Genomic DNA, 23364 nt, shown 5'->3' with positions numbered 1-23364 from the left:
CTTTATAGAGCATAGACTCTAAAAAGTGCTTCAATAAAATAAAAACGGAGCCGACCATGACTGCTGAAATTTCCTACCTGCAAGATCTGCAGCAACCACTGGCGGAGCTCCAGGCACAGTTCGACGCGCAGCGCGCCGCTTACGCCGCCAACCCGATGCCACCTGCGGCCCAGCGCCTGCAATGGCTCAAGGCACTGCGTGACCTGCTCGACAGCGAACGCCAGGCCCTGATCGATGCGATCAGCCAGGACTTCAGCAACCGCAGCGCCGACGAAACCCTGCTCGCCGAGCTGATGCCCAGCCTGCACGGCATTCATTACGCCAGCCGACACCTCAAGGGCTGGATGCGCCCGTCGCGGCGCAAGGTCGGGCTGGCCTTCCAGCCGGCTTCGGCCAAAGTGGTCTATCAACCGCTGGGCGTGGTCGGGGTCATCGTGCCGTGGAACTACCCGCTCTATCTCGCCATCGGCCCACTGGTCGGCGCGCTGTCGGCGGGCAATCGGGTGATGCTCAAGCTCAGTGAATCGACCCCCGCCACCGGCCTGCTGATGAAGCAACTGCTGGCTCGAGTCTTCCCCGAAGACCTGGTTTGCGTGGTGCTGGGCGAGTCCGATATCGGGGCGGCATTTTCCAGGCTGCGCTTCGATCACCTGCTGTTTACCGGCGCCACCAGCATCGGCAAACACGTAATGCGCGCGGCAGCGGAGAACCTGACCCCCGTCACCCTGGAACTGGGCGGCAAATCCCCGGCCATCGTGTCCCGCGATGTGCCCCTTCAAGACGCCGCCGAACGCATCGCTTTCGGCAAGACCCTCAACGCAGGGCAGACCTGTGTGGCCCCGGACTATGTTCTGGTGCCGGACGACCGCATCGAAGAGTTCGTCGAGACCTATCGCCAGGTGGTCCGCGGCTTTTATCCGACGCTGGCTGACAACCCGGACTACACCGCCATCATCAATGACCGACAACTGACGCGGCTCAACGGCTACCTCAGCGATGCCACCAGCAAGGGCGCGCTGCTGATTCCACTGTTTGACCAGGGGCAGGGACGTCGCATGGGGCATAGCCTGCTGCTCAATGTCACCGACGACATGACGGTGATGCAGGACGAAATCTTCGGCCCGCTGCTGCCGATCGTGCCGTACGAGAATCTTGACCAGGCATTTGCCTACATCAACCAGCGCCCTCGCCCACTGGCGCTGTATTACTTCGGCTACGACAAACGCGAACAGCAGCGCGTGCTCCACGAAACCCATTCCGGCGGCGTGTGCCTGAACGACACCCTGCTGCACGTCGCCCAGGACGACATGCCCTTCGGCGGCATCGGCCCCTCGGGCATGGGCCATTACCACGGCCACGAGGGCTTCCTGACTTTCAGCAAGGCCAAGGGCGTGCTGGTCAAACAGCGCTTCAACGCGGCGAAACTGATTTACCCGCCTTACGGCAAATCCATTCAGAAGCTGATCCAGAAGCTGTTCATTCGCTAACGCTCAACGCCAACGGATAAAAACAATAATGGGCCAAAGCCTGTCCGAAACTCCCGCGCTGTCACGGCGCGGCCTGCTCAAGTTCAGCCTGGGCGCCAGCGCCTTTCTCGCCACCGCCGGCCTGGGCGCAAGCTTGAGTGGTTGCTCATCGAGCATCCCGGAGAGCGGCTTCGCGGCGCTGCGCGGTGGTGACCTGCTGTTTCTGCGCGCGCTGATTCCGGTGCTGCTCGACGGTGCCGTGACCGCCGAACGCATGCCCGCAGCCATCGACGGCACGTTGAAAAGCCTGGACTACAACCTCGATCACCTGTCGCCGGAAATGCTCAAGCTGACCCGCCAGCTGTTCGATGTGCTGGGCATGGCCGTGACTCGCGGACCGCTGACCGGTATCTGGGGCAGCTGGGAAAACGCCAGCGCTGATGAGATCCGGCGTTTTCTCGATCGCTGGGAAAACAGCTCGCTGAGCCTGCTGCGCATGGGCCACAGCTCATTGCTGCAACTGGTGATGATGGCCTGGTATGGGCGCAAGGAGTCGTGGGTGCATTGCGGGTATCCCGGGCCGCCTACAGTTTGAGACCGAGTCGCCCCATTCGCGGGCAAGCCACGCTCCCACAGGGTTTGAGTCGTTCACAAAAGGATGGGCAACCTCGAAACCTGTGGGAGCGTGGCTTGCCCGCGATAGCGTCAGCCGCATCACCACCAAACTCAAAACAATAAGAGATCACAACAATGCCCGTACCCGACCCGTTCCGCGAAGGCATGGCCCGTGGCTGGAAAACCCATGACGGCTCGCAACTGACCCAGGACCTGGCCCTCGAAGCGGATGTGGCGATCATTGGCAGCGGTGCGGGTGGCGGGACCACGGCGGAAATCCTCAGCGCGGCCGGTTACAAGGTGCTGCTGATCGAGGAAGGTCCGCTCAAGACCAGCAGCGACTTCAAACTGCTCGAAGACCAGGCCTACAGCAGCCTCTACCAGGAAGGCATCGGCCGCATGAGCAAGGACGGCGCCATCACCATCCTTCAGGGCCGGGCCGTGGGCGGCACCACACTGATCAACTGGACGTCCAGTTTCCGCACGCCGCAGCCGACCCTGGAACACTGGGCCAAAGAGCACAACGTCAAGGGACACAGCCCGACGGATATGGCGCCATGGTTCGAGAAAATGGAGCAGCGCCTGGGTGTCGCACCCTGGATGGTTCCGCCCAATGCCAACAACGACGTGATCCGCAAGGGTTGCGAACAGCTCGGCTACAGCTGGCATGTCATCCCGCGCAATGTGCGCGGCTGCTGGAACCTCGGCTACTGCGGCATGGGCTGCCCGACCAACGCCAAGCAATCGATGATGGTCACCACCATCCCGGCCACCCTGGAGCAAGGCGGCGAGCTGCTCTACCTGGCCCGAGCCGAGAAACTGCTGATCACCGGCGACAAAGTCACCGGGGTGCAATGCGTGGCCATGGATGCACGCTGCGTCGAGCCCACCGGCCGGCGCATCACGGTCAAGGCGCGGCATTACGTGCTGGCCGGCGGCGGGATCAACAGTCCGGCGCTGTTGCTGCGTTCCGATGCGCCGGACCCCCATGAACGGCTGGGCAAACGGACCTTTCTGCATCTGGTGAACATGTCCGCCGGGCAGTTCGACGAAGTGATCAACCCCTTCTATGGCGCCCCGCAATCGATCTACTCCGACCATTTCCAATGGCAGGACGGCACCACCGGCAAGATCGGCTACAAGCTGGAGGTCCCACCGCTGCACCCGGCGCTGGCCACCACGCTGCTCGGCGGTTTCGGCCAGGAAAATGCGCAACACATGGCCAACCTGCCGCACACCCACGCCATGCTCGCGTTGCTGCGCGACGGCTTCCATCCGGACAGCCCCGGCGGCAACGTCGAACTGCGCGGCGATGGCTCACCGGTACTCGATTACCAGGTTTCACCGTATGTCCGGGACGGTTTGCGCCGGGCCTTCCACAGCATGGCCGAGATCCAGTTCGCCGGTGGCGCCAGGGCCGTGATGCCGATGCACGCCGATGCGCGCTATGTGAAAACCCTGGGCGAAGCACGCACCCTGATCGACGGGCTCAGCCTTGAGTTGTACCGCACACGGCTCGGCAGCGCCCATGTGATGGGCGGTTGTGCCATGGGCGAAGACCCGAAAAGTGCGGTGGCCGACAGCCTCGGCCGGCATCATCAGCTGGGCAACCTGTCGATTCATGACGGCTCGCTGTTCCCCACCAGCATTGGCGCAAACCCGCAATTGTCGGTCTATGGACTGACGGCGCAACTGGCGACTTCCCTGGCCGAACGTTTAAAAAACCCATGAAAACAACGAACATTCCCATCGTCTATAGTGCTTTCTTACCCAACAGTCGACTTGGCCGACCGATAAGGCTGCGATACCATCCGACTCCCCAACGCACTCCCGCCAGGACGCCGCGATGAACCGAGTGTTGTACCCAGGTACCTTCGACCCTATTACCAAGGGCCATGGCGATCTGGTCGAACGCGCCTCGCGCCTGTTCGATCACGTGATCATTGCCGTCGCCGCCAGCCCCAAGAAAAACCCGTTGTTCCCCCTGGAACAGCGTGTTGAACTGGCTCGCGAGGTCACCAAGCATTTGCCGAACGTTGAAGTCGTCGGCTTTTCGACCCTGCTGGCGCACTTCGCCAAAGAGCAGAACGCCAACGTGTTCCTGCGTGGCTTGCGCGCAGTCTCGGACTTCGAATACGAATTCCAGCTGGCCAACATGAACCGGCAACTGGCTCCGGACGTGGAAAGCCTGTTCCTCACCCCGTCCGAGCGTTATTCGTTCATTTCCTCGACGCTGGTCCGTGAAATCGCAGCCCTGGGCGGCGATATCACCAAGTTCGTGCACCCTGCGGTGGCGGACGCGCTGACCCTGCGCTTCAAGAAGTAACCACCGCTCAATCGGCGCCCGCGTGCACAGCGGGCGCCAATGCGGCACAATTACGCGCATTGATTTATTGCGCCCGGGCTCGCCGCCCCGGCTGGAGTTAGCATGTCCCTGATCATCACCGACGATTGCATCAACTGCGACGTCTGCGAACCTGAATGCCCGAACGCCGCCATTTCCCAAGGCGAAGAGATCTACGTGATCGACCCTAACCTGTGCACACAGTGTGTCGGCCACTACGACGAACCACAGTGCCAGCAGGTCTGCCCGGTGGATTGCATCCCCCTGGACGAAGCCCATCCGGAGACTCAAGAGGAGTTGATGGAGAAGTACCGGAAGATTACCGGTAAGGCTTGATACATCTGGCGTCTGTCGCACCCCCATCGCGAGCAGGCTCGCTCCCACAGTTGAAATGCGTATCCCTGTGGGAGCGAGCCTGCTCGCGATGAGTCCGTCAGCCCCAGTAATGATGCCACTGACTCACTCCGTCTGCTCAAACCCCTCCCCGATACACCCCAGACACCGCACGAACGCCGCTTTCGCCGGGTCCACAACCAACGCCTGCCCCGCATCACCCACGCCACCACCCATTGCAGTGAACGGCAACGACACGACAAACACCCCTGCACCGATCACCGTCGCCACCACCAGCAAAGGCCGGGCGATCAGCAGATCGCCGATCATGGCGTATGCCGGCGGATTATGGATGGTGTAGAGCGGATCGCCGCTGCCGTTGCTGGCGGCGACTGAAGTGCCGACGCTCAACAACAGAGCGAAGGCGAGGGTTTTATGCAGCTTCATGGCACGGTCCTTCGGCGAGACAGTCAGAACACTGACTATAGACCGTCGGTCATTCAGGTCTGGCAGCGTGGGCAAAAGACGCTGGCGCGCTGCCCCAGCTTCACTTCCCGCAATTGCGTCCCGCAGACCTTGCATGCCTCATTGGCGCGGCCATACACGAACAGTTCCTGCTGGAAGTAACCCGGCTGGCCGTCACCACCAATGAAGTCCCGCAACGTGGTGCCACCGCGCTCGATGGCGGCGGCCAGGATGCGTTTGATCTCGATCGCCAGCTTCAGATACCGCGCGCGGGAAATGCCCTTGGCTTCGCGACGCGGGTCGATACCGGCGGCAAACAGCGCCTCGGTCGCGTAGATGTTGCCCACGCCCACTACCACTGCGTTGTCCATGATGAACGGCTTGACCGCCATCGAACGCCCGCGGGACAGCTGGAACAGACGTTCGCCGTCGAACAGGTCGGTCAGCGGCTCCGGCCCCAGGCGAATCAGCAGTTCATGGTTGAGCGGATCCAGGCTCCAGAGCATCGCGCCAAACCGGCGTGGATCGGTGTAGCGCAGGGCCAGGCCGGACTCCAGTTCAATGTCCACATGCTCGTGCTTGGCTACAGGCGTGCCGACCTCCACCAGACGCAAATTCCCCGACATGCCCAAGTGGCTGATCAACGTGCCGACTTCAGCGTTGATCAGCAGGTACTTGGCGCGTCGCTCCACCAGCACGATGCGCTGGCCGGACAGGCGCACATCCAGGTCCTCGGGAATCGGCCAGCGCAAGCGACGGTCACGCACGATCACCCGGCTGACGCGCTGGCCTTCCAGATGCGGGGCGATGCCGCGGCGGGTGGTTTCGACCTCTGGCAGTTCAGGCATGGCGATTCTCTACATCAGGCGCTCTGGTCGAGACCTGGAAATACAGGAAGATCCCGCCACTCAGCGGTGAGCGCCAAGCTCGCGGATCGTTTGCTTGAGGTTTTCGAAGTCGTAGTCGGACAGACCGACGTAATCGAGCACCAGAGGCCCGATGGTCTCCCACTCATGGTCCTCGGTCTGGCTGCCCAGCACTCGGTAGGAGGCACAGATGTGTTCGGCCATCTTCAGGATGCCCAGCAGGTTCTTCAGCGAACTGTGGCGCGAGGACTCATCGCTGAAGATCGCCAGGGCGTTGTGGTGGTTGGCGATGGCGGCCGAAACGTGGTCCGGCAGGCGCCAGGACTTGGCCGTGTAATAACCGACCACGGCGTGGTTGGTGTTGAACGCCTTGTTTTCGGTGTCCACCACCCGGCAATCAGGACCGGCGTTGGCATAAGCCTGTTCCAGCACCGTCATGTAGTCGGGGAAACGCTGGAGCATCAGCGGCACGCCGCAGTCGTGGAACAGGCCCAGGGCATAGGCTTCGTCGCCCGCCTGCACGCCAACGCGCTTGGCCAGGGTCAGGCAGGTCATCGCCACGTCCTGCGCGGTGTCCCAGAAGCGGTTCAGGGTGACGATGGTTTCGTCATTCATTTCGCCCTTGATCGACTGCGCGTTGATCAGGTTGATGATCGAGCGACTGCCCAACAGATTCACGGCGCGCTGGATCGAGGCGATCTTGTTGCTCAAACCGTAATACGGCGAGTTGACGATTTTCAGCAAGGAACCGGAGAGCCCCGGATCCTGGGAAATCAGCTTCGCAATCACGTCCAGATCCGGATCGGGCATGTACTGCTCCATCTGCAGATCCACCATGATCTGCGGTTGGGCAGGCACACTGATGCCTTGCAGGGATTGATGGATCTGTTCGGGAGTCAACTCTTGGGACATAAGTACACACTCTGGGCCAGGGGCAGATTCTAGCTTCTAAAAGTTGGATCCGACATACCAAATCTCGGGTTACCTGTTCCTCACCACATGTCTACTGTCGAACCCGCCCGCCCTGCAACGCGTTATACTCCCGCTCTTTTTTTCGGAGCGACGTCATGTCCCTGCCTAGCCTGCGCCTCAAAGCCAACGCCGACCGTCGTCTGCGTAACGGTCATTTGTGGGTCTACAGCAACGAAATCGATGTAGCCGCTACGCCTTTGCACGGTTTCAAGGCCGGCGATCAGGCGATCCTCGAAGCCGCCGGCGGCAAGCCGCTGGGCATCGTTGCCATGAGCCCGAACAACCTGATCTGCGCCCGTGTCCTGTCGCGCGACATCAAGTTGCCGCTGGACAAGTCGCTGCTGGTGCATCGCCTGAACGTGGCCCTGTCGATCCGCGATCGCCTGTTCGACAAGCCGTTCTACCGCCTGGTCTACGGCGATTCCGACCTGCTGCCGGGCCTGGTGGTCGACCGTTTCGGCGACATCCTGGTGGTGCAGATCGCTTCGGCAACCATGGAAGCCCATAAAGACGACGTGATCGCGGCACTGACCCAGGTGCTCAAGCCAAGCGGCATTCTGTTCAAGAACGACTCCGCCGCCCGTGACGCCGAAGGCCTGACCCGCTACGTCGAAACCGTGTTCGGCCTGGTGCCGGAGTGGGTGGCGCTGGAAGAGAACGGCGTGAAATTCGAAGCCCCGGTCATTCAGGGCCAGAAAACCGGCTGGTTCTACGACCACCGCATGAACCGCGCGCGCCTGGCACCTTACGCCAAGGGCAAGCGCGTTCTGGACCTGTACAGCTACATCGGCGGCTGGGGCGTTCAGGCTGCCGCATTCGGTGCCAGTGAAGTGTTCTGCGTCGATGCCTCGGCCTTCGCCCTCGACGGTGTAGAGCGCAACGCCGCCCTGAACGGCTTCGCCGACAAGATGACCTGCATCGAAGGCGACGTCTTCGAAGCCCTGAAGGAACTGAAAGCCAGCGAAGAACGCTTCGACGTGATCGTGGCCGACCCGCCTGCCTTCATCAAACGCAAGAAAGACATGAAGAATGGCGAAGGCGCCTACCGCCGCCTGAACGAGCAAGCCATGCGCCTGCTGACCAAGGACGGCATCCTTGTCAGCGCCTCCTGCTCGATGCACCTGCCGGAAGACGACCTGCAAAACATCCTCCTGACCAGCGCCCGCCACCTGGACCGCAACATCCAGATGCTGGAACGCGGCGGCCAGGGTCCGGATCATCCGGTGCATCCGGCAATCCCGGAAACCCGTTATATCAAGAGCATTACTTGCCGGTTGCTGCCTAACAGCTAACAACCCAGTCCTCTGTAGGAGCGAGCTCTGCTCGCGATGGACGTCAACGATAACGCTGGAAGCCTGACACCCAGCGGCGTCTTTGGATTCATCGCGAGCGAGCTCGCTCCTACAGGGTGCTAGACATATCCTGACCCACTGTCGTAACGACAACCTCCCACCCCACACCTACCGTTTCTCTTCAAATCACAGAAGAGGACAACGGAATGTCCAGCAAGCCAAAAGCCCACCGCTTACGCACCGGCCGCCACTCGGAATCCGGACGCATTTATCTGCTGACAGCCGTCACCTACGAGCGACAACCAATCTTCCAGGATTGGCGCGTGGGGCGATTAGTCGTGAATGAGTTCAGAAAAGCTCAAGAAGACGGCAATGCCACGTCTATAGCTTGGGTGGTCATGCCAGATCACTTTCACTGGCTGGTCGAATTGCATAACGGTGATTTGCCGAAACTGATGCAGACCACTAAATCCCGTTGTGCACGTCTCATCAATCGGAAGCGAGACTTGTGTGCTCCCGTATGGCAAAAGGGCTACTTCGACCGAGCCCTGCGTCACGAGGAGGATCTAAAAGCAGCAGCCCGATATATCATCGCCAACCCTCTGCGGGCCGGACTGGTCACTCACGTAGGTGACTACCCGCTATGGGATGCCATGTGGCTCTAGCACGCACCCAGAACTGTAGGAGCGAGCTCGCTCGCGATGGTCGTCAACGATAACGCTGACAACCTGGCACCCCGTTGCGCTCTCAGGTTCATCGCGAGCAGAGCTCGCTCCTACAAAGAGCTGTCCGCACGTCTTGTGAATGCTGCCGCCACGCTTGCGGGCATTCCCTCCAGCCGCCAGCCGTGTAGAATCGCGAACATTCATCGCCAGTCATCCCCGGCGGGTTTATGAGCTCAAGCTGAAGCGCGCGGCGATCCCGCAAAGTTATCGGCAACCTATGGACACACGGCCATTTCCGAGTACTCCAGACGTCACTAGAAGCTCACTTCCCTTTTGATACCTGATTAGCCGCCCGGAGTGCTTCATGCCTGATTACCGCTCGAAAACATCCACCCACGGCCGCAACATGGCCGGTGCCCGCGCTCTGTGGCGCGCCACGGGGATGAAAGATGACGACTTCAAAAAGCCGATCATCGCCATTGCCAACTCCTTCACCCAGTTCGTACCGGGCCACGTCCACCTCAAGGACCTGGGCCAACTGGTCGCCCGCGAGATCGAACGCGCCGGCGGCGTGGCAAAGGAATTCAACACCATCGCGGTCGATGACGGCATCGCCATGGGTCACGACGGCATGCTCTATTCGCTGCCGAGCCGCGAGATCATTGCCGACTCCGTCGAGTACATGGTCAACGCCCACTGCGCCGACGCCATCGTCTGCATTTCCAACTGCGACAAGATCACCCCCGGCATGCTGATGGCCGCCCTGCGCCTGAACATCCCGGTGATCTTCGTGTCCGGCGGCCCGATGGAAGCCGGCAAGACCAAACTGGCCAGCCACGGTCTGGACCTGGTTGACGCCATGGTGATCGCCGCCGACTCCAGCGCTTCTGACGAGAAGGTTGCCGAGTACGAGCGCAGCGCCTGCCCGACCTGCGGTTCGTGCTCCGGGATGTTCACCGCCAACTCGATGAACTGCCTGACCGAAGCCCTGGGCCTGGCCCTGCCGGGCAACGGTTCGACCCTGGCCACCCACAGCGACCGCGAGCAGCTGTTCCTGCAGGCCGGCCGCACCATCGTCGAGCTGTGCAAGCGTTACTACGGCGAGAACGATCAGTCGGTGCTGCCACGCAACATCGCCAACTTCCAGGCGTTCGAAAACGCCATGATGCTCGACATCGCCATGGGCGGTTCGACCAACACCATCCTGCACCTGCTGGCCGCCGCCCAGGAAGCCGAGATCGACTTCGACCTGCGCGACATCGATCGCCTGTCGCGCAAAGTGCCGCAACTGTGCAAGGTCGCGCCGAACATCCAGAAGTACCACATGGAAGACGTGCACCGCGCCGGCGGGATCTTCAGCATCCTCGGCTCGCTGGCCCGTGGCGGCCTGCTGCACACCCAGCTGCCGACCGTCCACAGCCGCAGCATGGAAGAAGCCATCGCCAAGTGGGACATCACCCAGACCAACGACGAAGCGGTACACCACTTCTTCAAGGCCGGTCCCGCAGGCATCCCGACGCAAACCGCGTTCAGCCAGTCGACCCGTTGGGAAACCCTGGACGACGACCGTGAAAACGGCTGCATCCGCAGTGTCGAGCACGCCTACTCGCAAGAAGGCGGCCTGGCCGTGCTGTACGGCAACATCGCGCTGGACGGTTGCGTAGTGAAGACCGCGGGCGTCGATGAGTCGATCCACGTGTTCGAAGGCAACGCCAAGATCTTCGAAAGCCAGGACAGCGCAGTGCGCGGCATCCTCGCCGACGAAGTGAAGGAAGGCGACATCGTCATCATTCGCTACGAAGGTCCGAAAGGCGGCCCGGGCATGCAGGAAATGCTGTACCCGACTTCGTACCTGAAATCCAAGGGCCTGGGCAAAGCCTGCGCCCTGCTCACCGACGGCCGTTTCTCCGGCGGCACCTCGGGCCTGTCCATCGGCCACGCTTCGCCGGAAGCCGCTGCCGGTGGCGCGATTGGTCTGGTGCAGGACGGCGACAAAGTGCTGATCGACATTCCGAACCGCTCGATCAACCTGTTGATCAGCGACGAAGAACTGGCCGCGCGCCGCGTCGAGCAGGACAAGAAAGGCTGGAAGCCAGTGGAAGTGCGTCCACGTAAAGTGACCACCGCCCTGAAGGCCTACGCCCTGCTGGCGACCAGTGCCGACAAGGGTGCTGTGCGTAACAAGGCGATGCTGGACGGGCTGTAAGCCTTAACCGTCGCACAAAAAAATACCCCGCCGAGTGCGGGGTATTTTGTTTCTACCGGTCACCTTTCACCTTTCCCCTGTAGGAGCGAGCATGCTCGCGATGGACTGAAGAACGCCGCTGGGTGTCAGGCACCCAGCGTTATCGTTAACGACCATCGCGAGCATGCTCGCTCCTACAGGGGATCCAGATCCTTACTGGATCTCTTCAGGCTTCACGATCACCCAGTTCTTGTCCGCCGTCACCGTCAACCCTTCCTTGGCCTGGGCCGCGGCGTTCTTGGCCATCATGCCTTGGATCTGGGTCATGTACTTGTCCTTGCGGTTGACCCACAGGTGGATGCCGCCCTTGGCCACGTCGACGCTGTGGAACAGCATGTAGCCGTCGCTGCTCGGGGTATCGCCGCCGACCAGAACCGGTTTCTTCCATTCATCGATGTAGGTCAGGATCGCAGCCTGCTTGCCGGCCATCCAGGTCGCCGGGGTCCACAGGTAAGGGGTCAGTTCCAGGCCGAGGTTGGCCTTCTCGTCATATTTGCCGGCGGTGATCTGCTTGCGTGCGGTGGTCAGCTCGCCAGTCTTTTGGTCCTTGAGCAGCAGGGACACGCCGATCACGTTCTGCGGCTTGACGTTGTAGCCGTACTTCGGATCGGACGCGACCATGCGCACCAGCTCTTCCGAGGCGGCGGTCATCACGTAGACCTCGATACCGTTTTCCATGAGCTTGTTGTAGAGCTCTTGCTGGCCGGTGAAGATCTTCGGCGGGTTGACGTCGAGTTTCTTGACCACATCGCCTTCGTAATAAGTGGCCGGCACCGGCTTGCCGGAGGCCATCATCTCATCGACATAGCCCTTGAGTTCCTTGAGCGTGAAGCCCGAGAACACCTGGGCGACCCATGGGTAGCAGACCATGTCGTCGACTTCGCAGAGGCGGTAGTAGTAGCTGAACAGGCTTTCCTTGTGGTCGGCGGTGTCCTTGAACGGAATGAGCTTCAGGGAGGGGTCGAGCTTGTCGCGGGTGATCAGGCCCTTGTTCTCCATGAACGGCAGCAACGACTCTTCGAGGTCGTAGCGGTAACTGGTGTTGTCCATGTCGAACACCGCGTAGTTACCCTTGTTGGCGTTGGCCGCGATCATCGCGTCCAGCGCCTTGGCCTGATCGGCCGGCCAGTGCTTCAAATCCGTTGCGAATGCCTGGCTGGCGAGGCCCAGGCAAAGTGCGGCAGCGAGCAAATTCGGTGCGAACTTCATCGGCAAAATCTCCCTGAGTGAAAGACATCGACGCTAACAAATATGTGTGACAGTCCTCGTCTGTCAGCGACCGTCATCATGCCCTTCGCGCCAGATGCATCCCTGAGGGCGACACCCTCTTATTCCAAAAACGACAGTTTCAAGTCGTTTTTGATATTAATTCATTAGATTTCAAGCTGTTAGGCTTGCCGGTTCGCAGCTGCCCCGGAAGGCAGCTGGCACATGTCTAATGGGAGTTCCAATGAATCTGCCGCTGATTCTCAATCTGTTGGTGTTCCTCGCCCTGCTCCTGGGCCTGGCACAAACCCGCCACACCACTTGGAGTCTGGCAAAGAAAGTCCTGCTCGCCCTGGTGCTGGGCGTGGTCTTCGGTGTCGCGCTGCACACGGTCTACGGTACCGGCAACCCAGTGCTCAAAGCTTCGATCGGCTGGTTCGATCTGGTGGGCAACGGTTACGTGCAGTTGCTGCAAATGATCGTCATCCCGCTGGTGTTTGCCTCGATCCTCAGCGCCGTGGCCCGTCTGCACAATGCGACGTCGCTGGGCAAAATCAGCTTCCTGACCATCGGCACGCTGCTGTTCACCACCGCCATCGCGGCGCTGATCGGCATCGGCCTGACCAACCTGTTCGGCCTGACGGCTGAAGGCCTGGTGGCTGGCACCCAGGAACTGGCCCGCCTGCAAATCATCCAGTCCGATTACGCCGGTAAGGTCGCCGACCTGAATGTGCCGCAGCTGTTGTTGTCGTTCATCCCGCAAAACCCGTTCGCCGATCTGGCGCGGGCCAAGCCGACGTCGATCATCAGCGTGGTGATTTTCGCCGCCTTCCTGGGTGTCGCAGCGCTGCAACTGCTCAAGGATGACGTGGAAAAAGGTCAAAAAGTGATCAACGCCATCGACACCCTGCAAGCCTGGGTGACGCGCCTGGTGCGTCTGGTGATGAAGCTGACGCCGTACGGTGTGTTGGCGCTGATGACCAAAGTGGTGGCCGGTTCCAACCTGCAGGACATCATCAAGCTCGGCAGTTTCGTGGTGGTGTCCTACATCGGCCTGGGCCTGATGTTTGTCGTCCATGGCGTGCTGGTGTCCGCGGCGGGGATCAATCCGCTGCGTTTCTTCCGCAAGATCTGGCCGGTACTGACGTTCGCCTTCACCAGCCGTTCGAGCGCCGCGACCATTCCGTTGAGCATCGAAGCACAGACCAGCCGCCTGGGCATCCCGCAGTCGGTCGCCAGTTTCGCCGCGTCGTTCGGCGCGACCATCGGCCAGAACGGTTGCGCCGGCCTGTACCCGGCGATGTTGGCAGTGATGGTGGCGCCGACCGTGGGCATCAACCCGCTGGACCCGCTGTGGATCGCGACGCTGGTGGCGATTGTGACCTTGAGTTCGGCCGGAGTGGCCGGGGTGGGTGGCGGTGCGACCTTTGCCGCGCTGATCGTGCTGCCGGCGATGGGTTTGCCGGTGTCACTGGTAGCGTTGCTGATTTCGGTCGAGCCGTTGATCGATATGGGGCGCACGGCGTTGAACGTGAGTGGTTCGATCACGGCTGGTGCGATTACCAGCCAGGTGATGCAGCAGACGGATAAGGAACTGCTGGAGGCGGATGAGCATTCGGCGTTGGCTCACGCTTAAGCGTCGTTAGATAGATTGCTATCGCGGGCAAGCCTTGCTCCCACAGGTTTAATGTCGACCGCAAATATTGCGTACGACTCAAACCCTGTGGGAGCAAGGCTTGCCCGCGATGCTTTTAGGCTTTCTCCCAAACCTCAAATGTATACGCCGGTTTGTCGCCTTCAGTCGGATTGGGCTTGTCCCATACCAGTTTCCATTGCTTCGAATCGAATTCCGGGAACCACGCATCACCCTCTGGACTCAACGCAACACTAGTAAGGTACAACCGATCAGCGTGTGGCAGACCTTGCGTATACAACTGCGCTCCACCAATTAGCATTACTTCGTCGACACACTGCTCACGAGCCCACTCTTCAGCCCGAACCACCGCAGCTTCTAGTGACGGATAAACCTCCGCCCCTTCCAACTGCAGTTCGGCTTGGCGACTAACCACGATGTTTAGACGCCCCGGCAGCGGACGCCCAAGGGAATCCCAGGTCTTGCGACCCATGATGATCGGCTTGCCGAGCGTTGTTTCTTTGAAATATTTGAAATCGCCCGGCAGGTGCCAAGGCATGGTGTTGTTCACGCCAATCACACGGTTTTCACCGAGAGCTGCGATCAGACTAAGAGTAAGTGTTTTTTTCATGCTGGCGAGGATACCAGAGGCTCAACATCCCGCAACTCACCCCGACAAGCGCCACAGCGGTTATGCTCACAGCTCAATTAAGCGACGGGATGCCGCGTGACTGAACTGAATAACCTATGGCTGACAGAAACCATCCGCCTGCGCGAAGAACACGCCGGGCCCCTGGAAGATCTGGAAGCCAATCGCCTGGCCCGCAACGCCGGCGGCGATCTATCGACACGCATTCAACGCCGTGCCCTGTGGCTGGCCGAACGGGATGGCTTGAGCAGCGCGCTCATGCATTGGCTGCAAGGCGCGCGACTGGCCCTGCTCGTGTTGGCGGTGCTGGCCGTGGTCAGCGGCGCCGGCCTTGCGTTCGCCGCACTGGGTGACGGACAGACGCCGGTCAATGTGTTCTGGGCCTTGGGCAGCCTCCTTGGACTGAATCTGATCCTGCTGTTGAGTTGGGCGTTCGGCCTGGTGTTTGCCGGCGAACACGGCGCCAGCCTCGGGCGCCTGTGGCTGTGGCTCAGTGAAAAACTCGCCCGGGACGCCAAGGCCGCGCAATTGGCACCCGCCCTGCTCTTGTTGCTGCAACGACAGAAGCTCAATCGCTGGGCCATCGGCGTGCTGGTCAATGGCTTGTGGCTGCTGGCGATGCTCAGTGCGCTGGTGATGCTGCTGACGTTGATGGCTACCCGGCGCTACGGTTTCGTCTGGGAAACCACCATCCTCGGCGCGGATACTTTTATCACCATGACCCAAGGCCTCGGCGCCCTGCCGGCCCTGCTCGGCTTCAGCGTGCCTTCGGTCGAGATGATCCGCGCCAGTGGCGATGCCGCGCTGAACATCGAAAGCGCCCGGCAGGCCTGGGCCGCCTGGCTGGTTGGGGTGTTGCTGGTTTACGGCGTATTGCCGCGCCTGCTGCTGGCGCTGTTTTGCCTGTGGCGCTGGAAAACCGGTCGCGCCGCCTTGCAGCTCGATTTGAACCTGCCCGGCTACGCGCAACTGCGCGAGCGCCTGATGCCCACCAGCGAACGCCTGGGCATCAGCGATGCGGCGCCCGAGCAACTTCACCGGGTCGAAAGCGGGGTCAGCGAAGCGCAGAGCGAAGGTGCATTGCTGGTGGCCATCGAACTGGACGACGAGCGCCCATGGCCGCCGCAACTGCCGAAAAATGTCAGCAATGCCGGCATCCTCGACAGCCGCGAATCGCGGCACAAATTGCTCGAACAGTTGAGCCGTTTTCCCCCGGCCCGCCTGGCGATTGCCTGCGATCCAAGGCGCTCGCCGGATCGCGGCAGCCTGGCGTTGATCGCCGAGCTGGCCCGCAACGCCAGCGCCACCCGCGTCTGGCTGTTGCAGGCGCCGCCCGGTGAAGCGCTGGATGCCGACCGCCTCGGTGATTGGCATGCCGCCCTGCAACAGCTGGAACTGCCCTTTGCCGACAGCGCGCCGTTGAATTGGCTGGAGACGGGTCATGACTAAACCTCTGAAACTCGCCGTGGTCGGCCACACCAACGTCGGCAAAACCTCCTTGCTGCGCACCCTGACCCGCGATGTCGGTTTCGGCGAAGTCTCCCATCGCCCCAGCACCACGCGGCATGTAGAGGGTGCTCGTTTATCCGTGGACGGCGAGCCCTTGCTCGACCTGTTCGACACGCCAGGGCTGGAAGACGCCATCGCCCTGCTCGACTATCTCGAACGCCTTGAGCGCCCCGGCGAACGCCTGGACGGTCCGGCACGACTGGCGCGCTTCCTTGAAGGCAGCGAAGCGCGGCAGCGTTTCGAACAGGAAGCCAAGGTGCTGCGGCAGCTGCTGACCTGCGATGCCGGCCTCTATGTGATCGACGCCCGCGAGCCGGTATTGGCCAAGTACCGCGATGAACTTGAAGTGCTGGCTGGCTGTGGAAAACCACTGCTGCCGGTGCTGAATTTCGTCAGCAGCGACAATCACCGCGAACCGGCGTGGCGTGAAGCGCTGGCGCGTCTGGGCCTGCATGCGCTGGTGCGTTTCGACAGCGTGGCGCCTCCGGAGGATGGCGAACGCCGACTCTATGAAAGCCTCGCGCTCCTGCTCGAACACGCCCGCCCGCAGCTGGAGCGGTTGATTGCCGATCAACAGGCGCAACGCCAGGCGCGGCAGCAGAGTGCGGCGCGGTTGATCGCCGAATTGTTGATCGACTGCGCTGCTTGCCGGCGCAGCGTGGTCAGCGATGCGGAACAAGAACAGCAGGCCATCAGCGAGCTGCGCAAAGCCGTTCGCCAGCGGGAACAGCGTTGCGTCGAAGCCTTGCTCAAGCTCTATGCCTTCCGCCCGCAGGACGCGGCGGCCAGTGACTTGCCGCTGCTGGACGGTCGCTGGGGCGATGATCTGTTCAACCCGGAAACCCTCAAGCAATTGGGTGTGCGGGTAGGTGGCGGGATCGCAGCCGGCGCAGCCGCCGGGGCCGGGGTCGACTTGCTGGTGGGGGGCATTACCCTCGGCGCCGCCGCCCTGGCCGGAGCCATCGCCGGTGGCGCCCTGCAAACGGCGCGCAGTTATGGCAGTCGCTTGCTGGGCAAGATCAAGGGGCAGCGTGAACTGACCGTCGATGACAATGTGCTGCGGCTATTGGCGCTGCGGCAGCGTCAACTGCTGCAAGCGCTGGATGCCCGTGGCCATGCGGCGATGGACAGCATTCAAGTCGCCACGCCTCAGGACAAGACCTGGCGCGAAGGCAAGCTGCCGGAAGCCCTGACCAAAGCGCGGGCGCATCCGCAGTGGTCGTCGTTGAATGCCCACGCGAAGCTGAATCAGGCGGAGCGGCAGGAGCAAGTTGAGGAATTGGCGGGGCAACTATAAACACTGTCGTGTCTGAACTGGCCCCTTCGCGAGCAGGCTCGCTCCCACAGTTGATCGCATTTCCCTGTGGGAGCGAGCCTGCTCGCGAAAGCCGCGCCTCGGTCCAGAGGTTTTATACAGCCAACAAACGCGCCGCCTTTTCCTTCAAGATGCCCAGATCAATCACCGGCACGTGCATCTCCTTGGCCAGTTCATCCCACTGGCGCATGCGCAGACTCACTTCGCACAACGGGTCCTGCTCGAAGGCATCGGCTTCGGCGTTGGTCATCACCCCGCCCTGATACTCCAGCGTACGGCGGCTGGCCTCGCTCAAGCGGTCGTAGTAACCCGGCTCCCTCAGCGTCAAGTAGCGCTTGGCCTGGACGTGGTACTCCACCAGGCGCGCCATGCGTTCGCTGAAACCTGCGCTGCGCAGGTAGTCGGCGCCCAGCCGTTCATGGCTGACCACGCCAAAGCCGCCCATGTTTTCCGCACCTTCGGCGCAGATGTGTCCGATGTCGTGGAAGAATGCGGCGAGCACCACTTCGTCATCGAAGCCTTCGGCCATTGCGCACTGCGCGGCCTGGGACATGTGCTCGATCTGCGATACCGGCTCACCGATGTAATCGGCATCGCCAAAGCGCTCGTACAGGGCGAAGACCCTGGCGACGGTTTGTTCGTTGGGGTTCATCAGAAGTCTCTCGATGAAGTGGGATGTGTGGTGAATCGTAGACCGCTTTCGCGGGCAAGCCCGCTCCCACAGGTTTTTCGGTGAGACACAAATTGCGTGAACACCAACAATCCCTGTGGGAGCGGGCTTGCCCGCGATGAGGCCCTGTCAGCCGACGAAGATCTTACTTGGCCGCCACTTTCTCGGACTTGCCGTCATAGCGCTTGCGCCACTCGGTCAGGATCTCGTCACGATTCTTCGAGGCCCAGGCAAAGTCGTTCTTGATCAAACGCTGCTCATAGTCGGCCGGCAATTCGGTCTGCGGCTTGGCGATGCCCGGTTGGGCGAGTACGGCGAAGTTCTCTTTGTACAGCTCCATCGCTTGCGGGCTGGCGGAGAAGTCGGCGAGTTTCTTCGCCGCGTCTTCATGCGGGGTGCCTTTGATCACGGCGGTGGCTTCGATCTCCCAGCCCAGGCCTTCCTTCGGCAGGATGATGTCCAGCGGCGCGCCCTGGCGCTTGAGTTGGACGGCCGGGTATTCGAAGGAAATGCCGATCGGGAATTCACCCGCCGCCGCCAGTTTGCACGGCTTGGAGCCGGAGTGAACGTATTGGCCGATGTTCTGGTGCAGGTCGTCCATGTACTGCCAGCCCTGCTTCTCGCCGAAGGTCTGCAACCAGGCGCTGACGTCGAGGAAACCGGTGCCGGACGAAGCCGGGTTCGGCATGACGATCTTGCCCTTGTACTCAGGCTTGGTCAGGTCCTGCCAGCTCACTGGCTTGGTCAGGCCCTGCTTCTCGGCTTCGACGGTGTTGAAGCAGATGGTCGCGGCCCAGACATCCATGCCGACCCAGGCAGGCGGGTTGGCGGCGTCGCGGTAGTTGCCGCCGATCTTGCCCAGGTCTTTTGGCGCGTAGCTTTGCAGCATGCCTTGCTGATCGAGGATCGCCAGGCTCGAAGCGGCCAGGCCCCACACCGCGTCAGCCTGTGGGCGTTCCTTCTCGGCCAGCAGCTTGGCAGTGATGATGCCGGTGGAATCGCGTACCCACTTGATCTCGACGTCCGGGTTGGCTTTCTCGAAGGCTTCTTTATAGGTCTTCAGTTGTTCGGATTCGAGGGCGGTGTACACCGTCAACTCGGTTTTTGCCGCAAAAGCGTTCAGGCTGAAAGCGGTGAGGACAGCAGCGGCCAGGGCCATAGGCTTGAACATGATCTTTTCCTGTTTTTGAGTTGAGGGGCTTTTGGTTTTAGGAGCAGGCAATCAATGACCGGGCGCGGTCTGCCGCCAGGCCTGGGAGCGGCGCAGCAAACCGCGCGAAGCCCAGGCCAGCAGCAGGGACACACCCGCCGAGGTGAACAGAATCAGGGTCGACATCGCCGCCGCGCCGCCGACGTTGCCGGCATCGTCCATGTTCAGCACCGCCACCGCCGCGAGGATGGTGTCGGGGCTGTAGAGGAAGATCGCCGCCGAGACGGTGGTCATGGCCGAGACGAACAGGTAGCGCACGATGTCCAGCAACGCCGGCAGGCAGATCGGCACGGTGACCCGCAGGTAGTGCCGATACAGCGGCGCCTTCAGCGACAGCGCGGCGGCTTCGAACTCGGCGTCGAGCTGGCGCAGTGCCGTGGTGGCGGTCATCTGGGCAGTGGTCAAATAGTGAGCAATGGTGCAGACCACCAGCAGAGTCATGCTCCCGTAGAACACGTGCAGCGGGTTGCCGGTGAGGTTGAAGAAGAAGACGTAACCCAGGCCAAGCACCAGGCCCGGCACTGCCATCGGTACGAAACTGAGCATGCGCAGGGTCAGATTCAGGCCGCGCTGGCCCCGGTTTTTTTCCATCAGGTAGGCGCCGGTGAAAATCAGCGCACTGCCGATCAGCGCCGTGTACAACGCCATCTTCACGCTGTTGCCATAGGCCAGCCAGCCACCGCCCGCGGTGTCGTTGAACTGGTAATGGTTGAGCGACAGCGACAGGTTGTAGGGCCAAAATTTCACCAGGGACGAGAACACCGCCATGCCGAACACCAGCAGCAACGCGGCGCAGATCAGCAGCACGATGCCCAGGTAGCAGCCGTCACGCATGTTCGAGGGTGCCGGTTTGAAGACCTGCGCCCGACCGCTCATGGAGTCGCCATGACGGCGACGCAACCAGGCATCGACGCCAAAACTGAACAGCGCCGGCAACAGCAACACCATGCCGATCAAGGCGCCGCGACCGAACTGCTGCTGGCCGACCACGGCCTTGTAGGCTTCCAGCGCCAGCACTTGATAGTCACCGCCGACCACCACGGGCACGCCGAAGTCGGTGATGGTCAAGGTGAAGACCAGGCAGAACGCGGCGAACACTGCCTGACGGGTGGCCGGCCAGGTGATGCTGCGAAAGGCCTTGGCAGGACTGGCGCCCATGCTGGAAGCGGCATCGAACAGACGCGCATCGGCCAGGGACAGGGCTGACAGCAGAATCATCAAGGCATGTGGGAAGGTGTAGATGACCTCACCCAGAACAATGCCCCAGAAGCCGTAGATATTGTCCGAGAGCAAACCGCGCAGCATGCCCTGGTTGCCGAACAGATAAACCAGCGCGATACCGGGCAGCATCGACGGCGCCATCAGGGGCAGCAGCGAAATGCCGCGCCAGATGCCTTTACCCGGAATCAAGGTGCGTTGCAGGGCGTAGGCAAACAGGTAGGCCAGCGGTACGACGATGGCCGCGACACTGAGGGAAACCTTCAGGCTATTGCCCAGCAGCCAGTGGAAGTTGGCACTGGTCACCAGCTCCCTCGCTGCGACCCATCCACCACCCTGCCCGGCTTCGGAACTGAAGCCACGCCAGAAGATGGCGAGCAACGGCATCAATACGGCGACGCCGAGCAGCACCAGCAGCAGGACTTTACCGCCGACCACGAAAATCCGGTCGCCGATTTCGGCACGAGAAGCCTGCCGAACCTGCTTGCGCGGCAGCGGCAGTGCGATGTTCGCGCTCATCAGGCAAACACCTGCAGGCTGCGCGGTGGCAAGGCGACCATGATTTGCTGCGCGCCAAGACGCGGCATGGCTTCCGGCGCCAGCTCGGCCAGCAAGGCGTGGCCCGGCAGATGGTCAAGTTCGAAGCTCATGCGGCAGCGGTTGCCGAGGAAGGTGATTTCGCGAACCTTGGCCGGGAACAGGTTTTCTTCGTGCACCAGCGGGTTGACGTTGATCGCCTCCGGACGGCAGAACAGACGGCCGGAGCTGGTCTTGGCGCTGCCGTCGACCAGGCGCATGTTCATCCCGCCGACCCGGGCGTGGCTGTCGCTGCCGCTGTCGAACGGCAACCAGTTGCCCTGGCCGACGAACTCCGCCACGAACGGCGTGGCCGGGCGGTTGTAGATTTCCTGCGGCGTGGCGTACTGCTCGACCTTGCCGTTGTTCATCACGGCAATGCGGTCGGCCATCAGCATGGCCTCGTCCTGATTGTGGGTGACCATCAGGGTGGTGATGCCCAGCTCCCGTTGCAGCTGGCGCAGCTCGGTGCACAGGTGCTCGCGCACGCGGGCGTCGAGGGCCGACATCGGTTCGTCCAGCAACAACAACGACGGCGCGGGCGCCAGGGCCCGGGCCAGTGCGACCCGTTGCTGCTGACCGCCGGACAACTGGCCCGGGTACTTTTTTTCACTACCGCTCAGGCCGACCAGTTCGAGCATCTGCGCGACACGCTGGCGCACTTCGTCGCGGCTGGCGTTGGCCAGGCCGTAGGCAATGTTCGCTTCGACGGTGAGATTGGGAAACAGGGCGTAGGACTGAAACAGAATGCCGTAGTCCCGGGCTTGAGGTGCGAGGTCGGAAACGTCGCGATCGCCCAGGTACAACTCGCCGCTATCCTGGCGCTCAAGACCGGCGATGCAGCGCAGCAAGGTGGTCTTGCCACACCCGGAAGGCCCGAGCAGGCACACCAGCTCACCGGCCGCCACGTCGAGGGACACGTTATCCAGCGCGGTGAAGGCACCGAAACGCTTGTGCACGCCGCGTACTTTCATGGGCGCGCCGGGATTGGTCAGGGCAGTGGCGATCGAGTTGTTCATGGACGGACCTCATCTAACAGATGCAGGCCATCCTAGAGTTGTAATGCGTCCGTCATATGGCAGTGAGGCAAAAACGGCCGATAGTGGTATTCGCGGATTTTGGTTCAGGTTTTGTGTGGCCTGAACTGCCGCCATCGCGAGCAAGCTCGCTCCCACAGAGGAACGCCGTCAACTGTGGGAGCGAGCCTGCTCGCGATGGGGCCAGTGAAGGCAATGAAGATCTCAGGCCGGAGACATTTCCTGCGCCACCCCAAGAAAAGCCGCCGGCAAGCGTGCGTTCTTTCGCTCCTTGAGACAGTACAGATACTCCGGCAACAAGGGCGCATTCTCGATGGTCAGCACCCGCAGCTGCGGGTCATGGGGCACTTCCTGGCGGGCGATGAGGCTGATGCCGATGTTGCGCAACACCGCTTCGCGGATCGACTCCCGGCTGCCAATCTCCAGCAACGGCCCCAGATTCACCCCCGCGCCTGCCAGCAACTCTTCGGTCATGCGTCGGGTGGTCGAGCCCGGCTCACGCATCAACAAGGTATGCCCGGCCAATGCGCTCAGGGGCACATGGTTGTGCACCGCCAGCGGGTGATTGCGATGCACCGCCAGCACCAGTGGATCGCTGCCGAGCACCCGCCGAATCAACCGCGCATCCTCCAGCAACTGCGAGGACGCCGCGACATCGACCCGGTATTCCTCCAACGCTTCGAGCACCTGCTGGGAATTGCCGATCTCCACCGACACTTCCACCTGGGGCAGGCGTTCGCGAAAGGTTTTTACCAGGTCGAGGATGTAATACGGCGCTGTGGCGGCGATGCGCAACGTGCCCTGGACCTGACCGCTGTTGCGCAGGAAAAACTCGATGTCGGCTTCCTGTTGCATCAGCGCCTTGACCATCGGCAGCAGCCGCGCGCCCTCTTCGCTGACACTCAGGCGGCGGCCGCCACGGTAGAACAGCTCCACCGAGTACTGGCTTTCCAGATGCCGGATCTGGGTGGTCACCGTGGGCTGGCTCAGGCCGAGCTTCTTCGCTGCCAGGGTAATGCTGCCCAGGCGGGCAACCATGTAAAACGCCTTCAGCTCGGCACTCAGCACAACCATCCCT

General features: G+C 61.7%; 21 protein-coding genes. 11 read left to right on the top strand and 10 right to left on the bottom strand.

The window, feature by feature from the left end; translation table 11 throughout:
• Positions 1-56: 56 nt before the first annotated feature.
• The 5 genes from ABTV29_RS01450 (at position 57) to ABTV29_RS01430 (ending at position 4761) form a co-directional block, all read left to right on the top strand.
• A complete protein-coding gene (locus tag ABTV29_RS01450; RefSeq protein WP_433768491.1) occupies positions 57-1487 on the top strand; it encodes a coniferyl aldehyde dehydrogenase in 1431 nt (476 codons plus the stop codon).
• Between the two features lie 28 nt (positions 1488-1515).
• Positions 1516-2061, top strand: coding sequence for a twin-arginine translocation pathway signal protein (locus ABTV29_RS01445; protein WP_433768490.1), 546 nt, complete (start codon positions 1516-1518; stop codon positions 2059-2061).
• A 155-nt stretch (positions 2062-2216) separates the two neighbouring features.
• Positions 2217-3812 carry a GMC family oxidoreductase N-terminal domain-containing protein gene (locus tag ABTV29_RS01440; protein WP_433768489.1) on the top strand — a complete coding sequence of 532 codons (1596 nt, stop codon included), beginning with the start codon at positions 2217-2219 and terminating at the stop codon, positions 3810-3812.
• A gap of 115 nt (positions 3813-3927) precedes the next feature.
• Positions 3928-4407 carry a pantetheine-phosphate adenylyltransferase gene (coaD, locus tag ABTV29_RS01435; RefSeq protein ID WP_003176711.1) on the top strand — a complete coding sequence of 160 codons (480 nt, stop codon included), beginning with the start codon at positions 3928-3930 and terminating at the stop codon, positions 4405-4407.
• Positions 4408-4509: 102 nt separating this feature from the next.
• A complete protein-coding gene (locus ABTV29_RS01430) occupies positions 4510-4761 on the top strand; it encodes a YfhL family 4Fe-4S dicluster ferredoxin (RefSeq protein WP_085723842.1) in 252 nt (83 codons plus the stop codon).
• 123 nt (positions 4762-4884) lie between these two features.
• Here ABTV29_RS01430 and ABTV29_RS01425 read toward each other — a convergent pair whose 3' ends face one another.
• From ABTV29_RS01425 to ABTV29_RS01415, 3 genes are read right to left on the bottom strand one after another with little or no spacing between them, the layout of a single operon-like run.
• Positions 4885-5205 carry a multidrug transporter gene (locus ABTV29_RS01425; protein WP_433768488.1) on the bottom strand — a complete coding sequence of 107 codons (321 nt, stop codon included), beginning with the start codon at positions 5203-5205 and terminating at the stop codon, positions 4885-4887.
• Between the two features lie 53 nt (positions 5206-5258).
• Positions 5259-6071, bottom strand: a complete 813-nt coding sequence (mutM, locus tag ABTV29_RS01420) for a bifunctional DNA-formamidopyrimidine glycosylase/DNA-(apurinic or apyrimidinic site) lyase (protein WP_433768487.1) — start codon at positions 6069-6071, stop codon at positions 5259-5261.
• A gap of 60 nt (positions 6072-6131) precedes the next feature.
• Positions 6132-6947 (bottom strand): HDOD domain-containing protein, encoded by an 816-nt coding sequence (locus ABTV29_RS01415; protein ID WP_204354359.1) that lies wholly within the window; start codon positions 6945-6947, stop codon positions 6132-6134.
• 209 nt (positions 6948-7156) lie between these two features.
• On the opposite strand from ABTV29_RS01415, the gene ABTV29_RS01410 reads away from it, so the two are divergent.
• The 3 genes from ABTV29_RS01410 to ilvD all read left to right on the top strand — a co-directional run bounded on the left by ABTV29_RS01410 (position 7157) and on the right by ilvD (position 11224).
• Positions 7157-8353, top strand: a complete 1197-nt coding sequence (locus ABTV29_RS01410) for a class I SAM-dependent rRNA methyltransferase (RefSeq protein WP_433768486.1) — start codon at positions 7157-7159, stop codon at positions 8351-8353.
• A 206-nt stretch (positions 8354-8559) separates the two neighbouring features.
• On the top strand, positions 8560-9018 hold the full coding sequence (locus ABTV29_RS01405; RefSeq protein ID WP_433768485.1) for an REP-associated tyrosine transposase: 459 nt from the start codon (positions 8560-8562) through the stop codon (positions 9016-9018).
• A 364-nt stretch (positions 9019-9382) separates the two neighbouring features.
• Positions 9383-11224: a dihydroxy-acid dehydratase gene (gene ilvD, locus ABTV29_RS01400; RefSeq protein WP_433768484.1), complete on the top strand. Its 1842-nt coding sequence runs from the start codon at positions 9383-9385 to the stop codon at positions 11222-11224.
• Between the two features lie 192 nt (positions 11225-11416).
• On the opposite strand, the gene ABTV29_RS01395 is transcribed toward ilvD, so the two are convergent.
• Positions 11417-12472: a haloacid dehalogenase-like hydrolase gene (locus ABTV29_RS01395; protein ID WP_433768482.1), complete on the bottom strand. Its 1056-nt coding sequence runs from the start codon at positions 12470-12472 to the stop codon at positions 11417-11419.
• 241 nt (positions 12473-12713) lie between these two features.
• On the opposite strand from ABTV29_RS01395, the gene ABTV29_RS01390 reads away from it, so the two are divergent.
• Positions 12714-14105: an L-cystine transporter gene (locus tag ABTV29_RS01390; protein ID WP_433768481.1), complete on the top strand. Its 1392-nt coding sequence runs from the start codon at positions 12714-12716 to the stop codon at positions 14103-14105.
• Between the two features lie 115 nt (positions 14106-14220).
• On the opposite strand, the gene ABTV29_RS01385 is transcribed toward ABTV29_RS01390, so the two are convergent.
• On the bottom strand, positions 14221-14733 hold the full coding sequence (locus ABTV29_RS01385; RefSeq protein WP_433768480.1) for a dihydrofolate reductase: 513 nt from the start codon (positions 14731-14733) through the stop codon (positions 14221-14223).
• 96 nt (positions 14734-14829) lie between these two features.
• On the opposite strand from ABTV29_RS01385, the gene ABTV29_RS01380 reads away from it, so the two are divergent.
• On the top strand, positions 14830-16200 hold the full coding sequence (locus ABTV29_RS01380; RefSeq protein WP_433768479.1) for a DUF2868 domain-containing protein: 1371 nt from the start codon (positions 14830-14832) through the stop codon (positions 16198-16200).
• On the top strand, positions 16193-17557 hold the full coding sequence (locus tag ABTV29_RS01375) for a GTPase/DUF3482 domain-containing protein (RefSeq protein ID WP_433768477.1): 1365 nt from the start codon (positions 16193-16195) through the stop codon (positions 17555-17557). Before ABTV29_RS01380 ends, ABTV29_RS01375 begins: the two co-directional genes overlap by 8 nt.
• Positions 17558-17669: 112 nt before the next feature.
• Here the strand turns inward: ABTV29_RS01375 and ABTV29_RS01370 are convergent, their stop codons facing one another.
• The 5 genes from ABTV29_RS01370 to ABTV29_RS01350 form a co-directional block, all read right to left on the bottom strand.
• Positions 17670-18227 (bottom strand): phosphonate degradation HD-domain oxygenase, encoded by a 558-nt coding sequence (locus ABTV29_RS01370; RefSeq protein ID WP_433768476.1) that lies wholly within the window; start codon positions 18225-18227, stop codon positions 17670-17672.
• A 163-nt stretch (positions 18228-18390) separates the two neighbouring features.
• The gene (locus tag ABTV29_RS01365) at positions 18391-19416 is read right to left on the bottom strand and encodes a putative 2-aminoethylphosphonate ABC transporter substrate-binding protein (RefSeq protein WP_433768475.1); all 1026 of its coding nucleotides are present in this window, start codon (positions 19414-19416) and stop codon (positions 18391-18393) included.
• Between the two features lie 51 nt (positions 19417-19467).
• Positions 19468-21192 carry a putative 2-aminoethylphosphonate ABC transporter permease subunit gene (locus tag ABTV29_RS01360; protein ID WP_433768474.1) on the bottom strand — a complete coding sequence of 575 codons (1725 nt, stop codon included), beginning with the start codon at positions 21190-21192 and terminating at the stop codon, positions 19468-19470.
• A complete protein-coding gene (locus ABTV29_RS01355) occupies positions 21192-22268 on the bottom strand; it encodes a putative 2-aminoethylphosphonate ABC transporter ATP-binding protein (protein ID WP_433768473.1) in 1077 nt (358 codons plus the stop codon). The genes ABTV29_RS01360 and ABTV29_RS01355 overlap by 1 nt, the downstream gene beginning before the upstream one ends.
• Before the next feature lie 222 nt (positions 22269-22490).
• Positions 22491-23354, bottom strand: coding sequence for a LysR family transcriptional regulator (locus ABTV29_RS01350; protein WP_433771715.1), 864 nt, complete (start codon positions 23352-23354; stop codon positions 22491-22493).
• Between the last annotated feature and the right edge of the window lie 10 nt (positions 23355-23364).

Source organism: Pseudomonas putida, from assembly GCF_050989985.1.
Classification (GTDB): Bacteria; Pseudomonadota; Gammaproteobacteria; order Pseudomonadales; family Pseudomonadaceae; genus Aquipseudomonas; species Aquipseudomonas putida_AI.
This window is presented reverse-complemented; position numbering and strand designations above follow the sequence as displayed.

Bases quoted from the DNA above. Each gene is read 5' to 3' on its own strand.
- ABTV29_RS01365 (WP_433768475.1), bottom strand. From the start codon at position 19,416: ATGTTCAAGCCTATGGCCCTGGCCGCTGCTGTCCTCACCGCTTTCAGC.
- ABTV29_RS01410 (WP_433768486.1), top strand. From the start codon at position 7,157: ATGTCCCTGCCTAGCCTGCGCCTCAAAGCCAACGCCGACCGTCGTCTG.
- ABTV29_RS01355 (WP_433768473.1), bottom strand. From the start codon at position 22,268: ATGAACAACTCGATCGCCACTGCCCTGACCAATCCCGGCGCGCCCATG.
- ABTV29_RS01385 (WP_433768480.1), bottom strand. From the start codon at position 14,733: ATGAAAAAAACACTTACTCTTAGTCTGATCGCAGCTCTCGGTGAAAAC.
- ABTV29_RS01405 (WP_433768485.1), top strand. From the start codon at position 8,560: ATGTCCAGCAAGCCAAAAGCCCACCGCTTACGCACCGGCCGCCACTCG.
- mutM (WP_433768487.1), bottom strand. From the start codon at position 6,071: ATGCCTGAACTGCCAGAGGTCGAAACCACCCGCCGCGGCATCGCCCCG.
- ABTV29_RS01440 (WP_433768489.1), top strand. From the start codon at position 2,217: ATGCCCGTACCCGACCCGTTCCGCGAAGGCATGGCCCGTGGCTGGAAA.
- ABTV29_RS01425 (WP_433768488.1), bottom strand. From the start codon at position 5,205: ATGAAGCTGCATAAAACCCTCGCCTTCGCTCTGTTGTTGAGCGTCGGC.
- ABTV29_RS01395 (WP_433768482.1), bottom strand. From the start codon at position 12,472: ATGAAGTTCGCACCGAATTTGCTCGCTGCCGCACTTTGCCTGGGCCTC.
- ABTV29_RS01370 (WP_433768476.1), bottom strand. From the start codon at position 18,227: ATGAACCCCAACGAACAAACCGTCGCCAGGGTCTTCGCCCTGTACGAG.
- ABTV29_RS01375 (WP_433768477.1), top strand. From the start codon at position 16,193: ATGACTAAACCTCTGAAACTCGCCGTGGTCGGCCACACCAACGTCGGC.
- ilvD (WP_433768484.1), top strand. From the start codon at position 9,383: ATGCCTGATTACCGCTCGAAAACATCCACCCACGGCCGCAACATGGCC.
- ABTV29_RS01360 (WP_433768474.1), bottom strand. From the start codon at position 21,192: ATGAGCGCGAACATCGCACTGCCGCTGCCGCGCAAGCAGGTTCGGCAG.
- ABTV29_RS01390 (WP_433768481.1), top strand. From the start codon at position 12,714: ATGAATCTGCCGCTGATTCTCAATCTGTTGGTGTTCCTCGCCCTGCTC.
- ABTV29_RS01445 (WP_433768490.1), top strand. From the start codon at position 1,516: ATGGGCCAAAGCCTGTCCGAAACTCCCGCGCTGTCACGGCGCGGCCTG.
- ABTV29_RS01430 (WP_085723842.1), top strand. From the start codon at position 4,510: ATGTCCCTGATCATCACCGACGATTGCATCAACTGCGACGTCTGCGAA.
- coaD (WP_003176711.1), top strand. From the start codon at position 3,928: ATGAACCGAGTGTTGTACCCAGGTACCTTCGACCCTATTACCAAGGGC.
- ABTV29_RS01450 (WP_433768491.1), top strand. From the start codon at position 57: ATGACTGCTGAAATTTCCTACCTGCAAGATCTGCAGCAACCACTGGCG.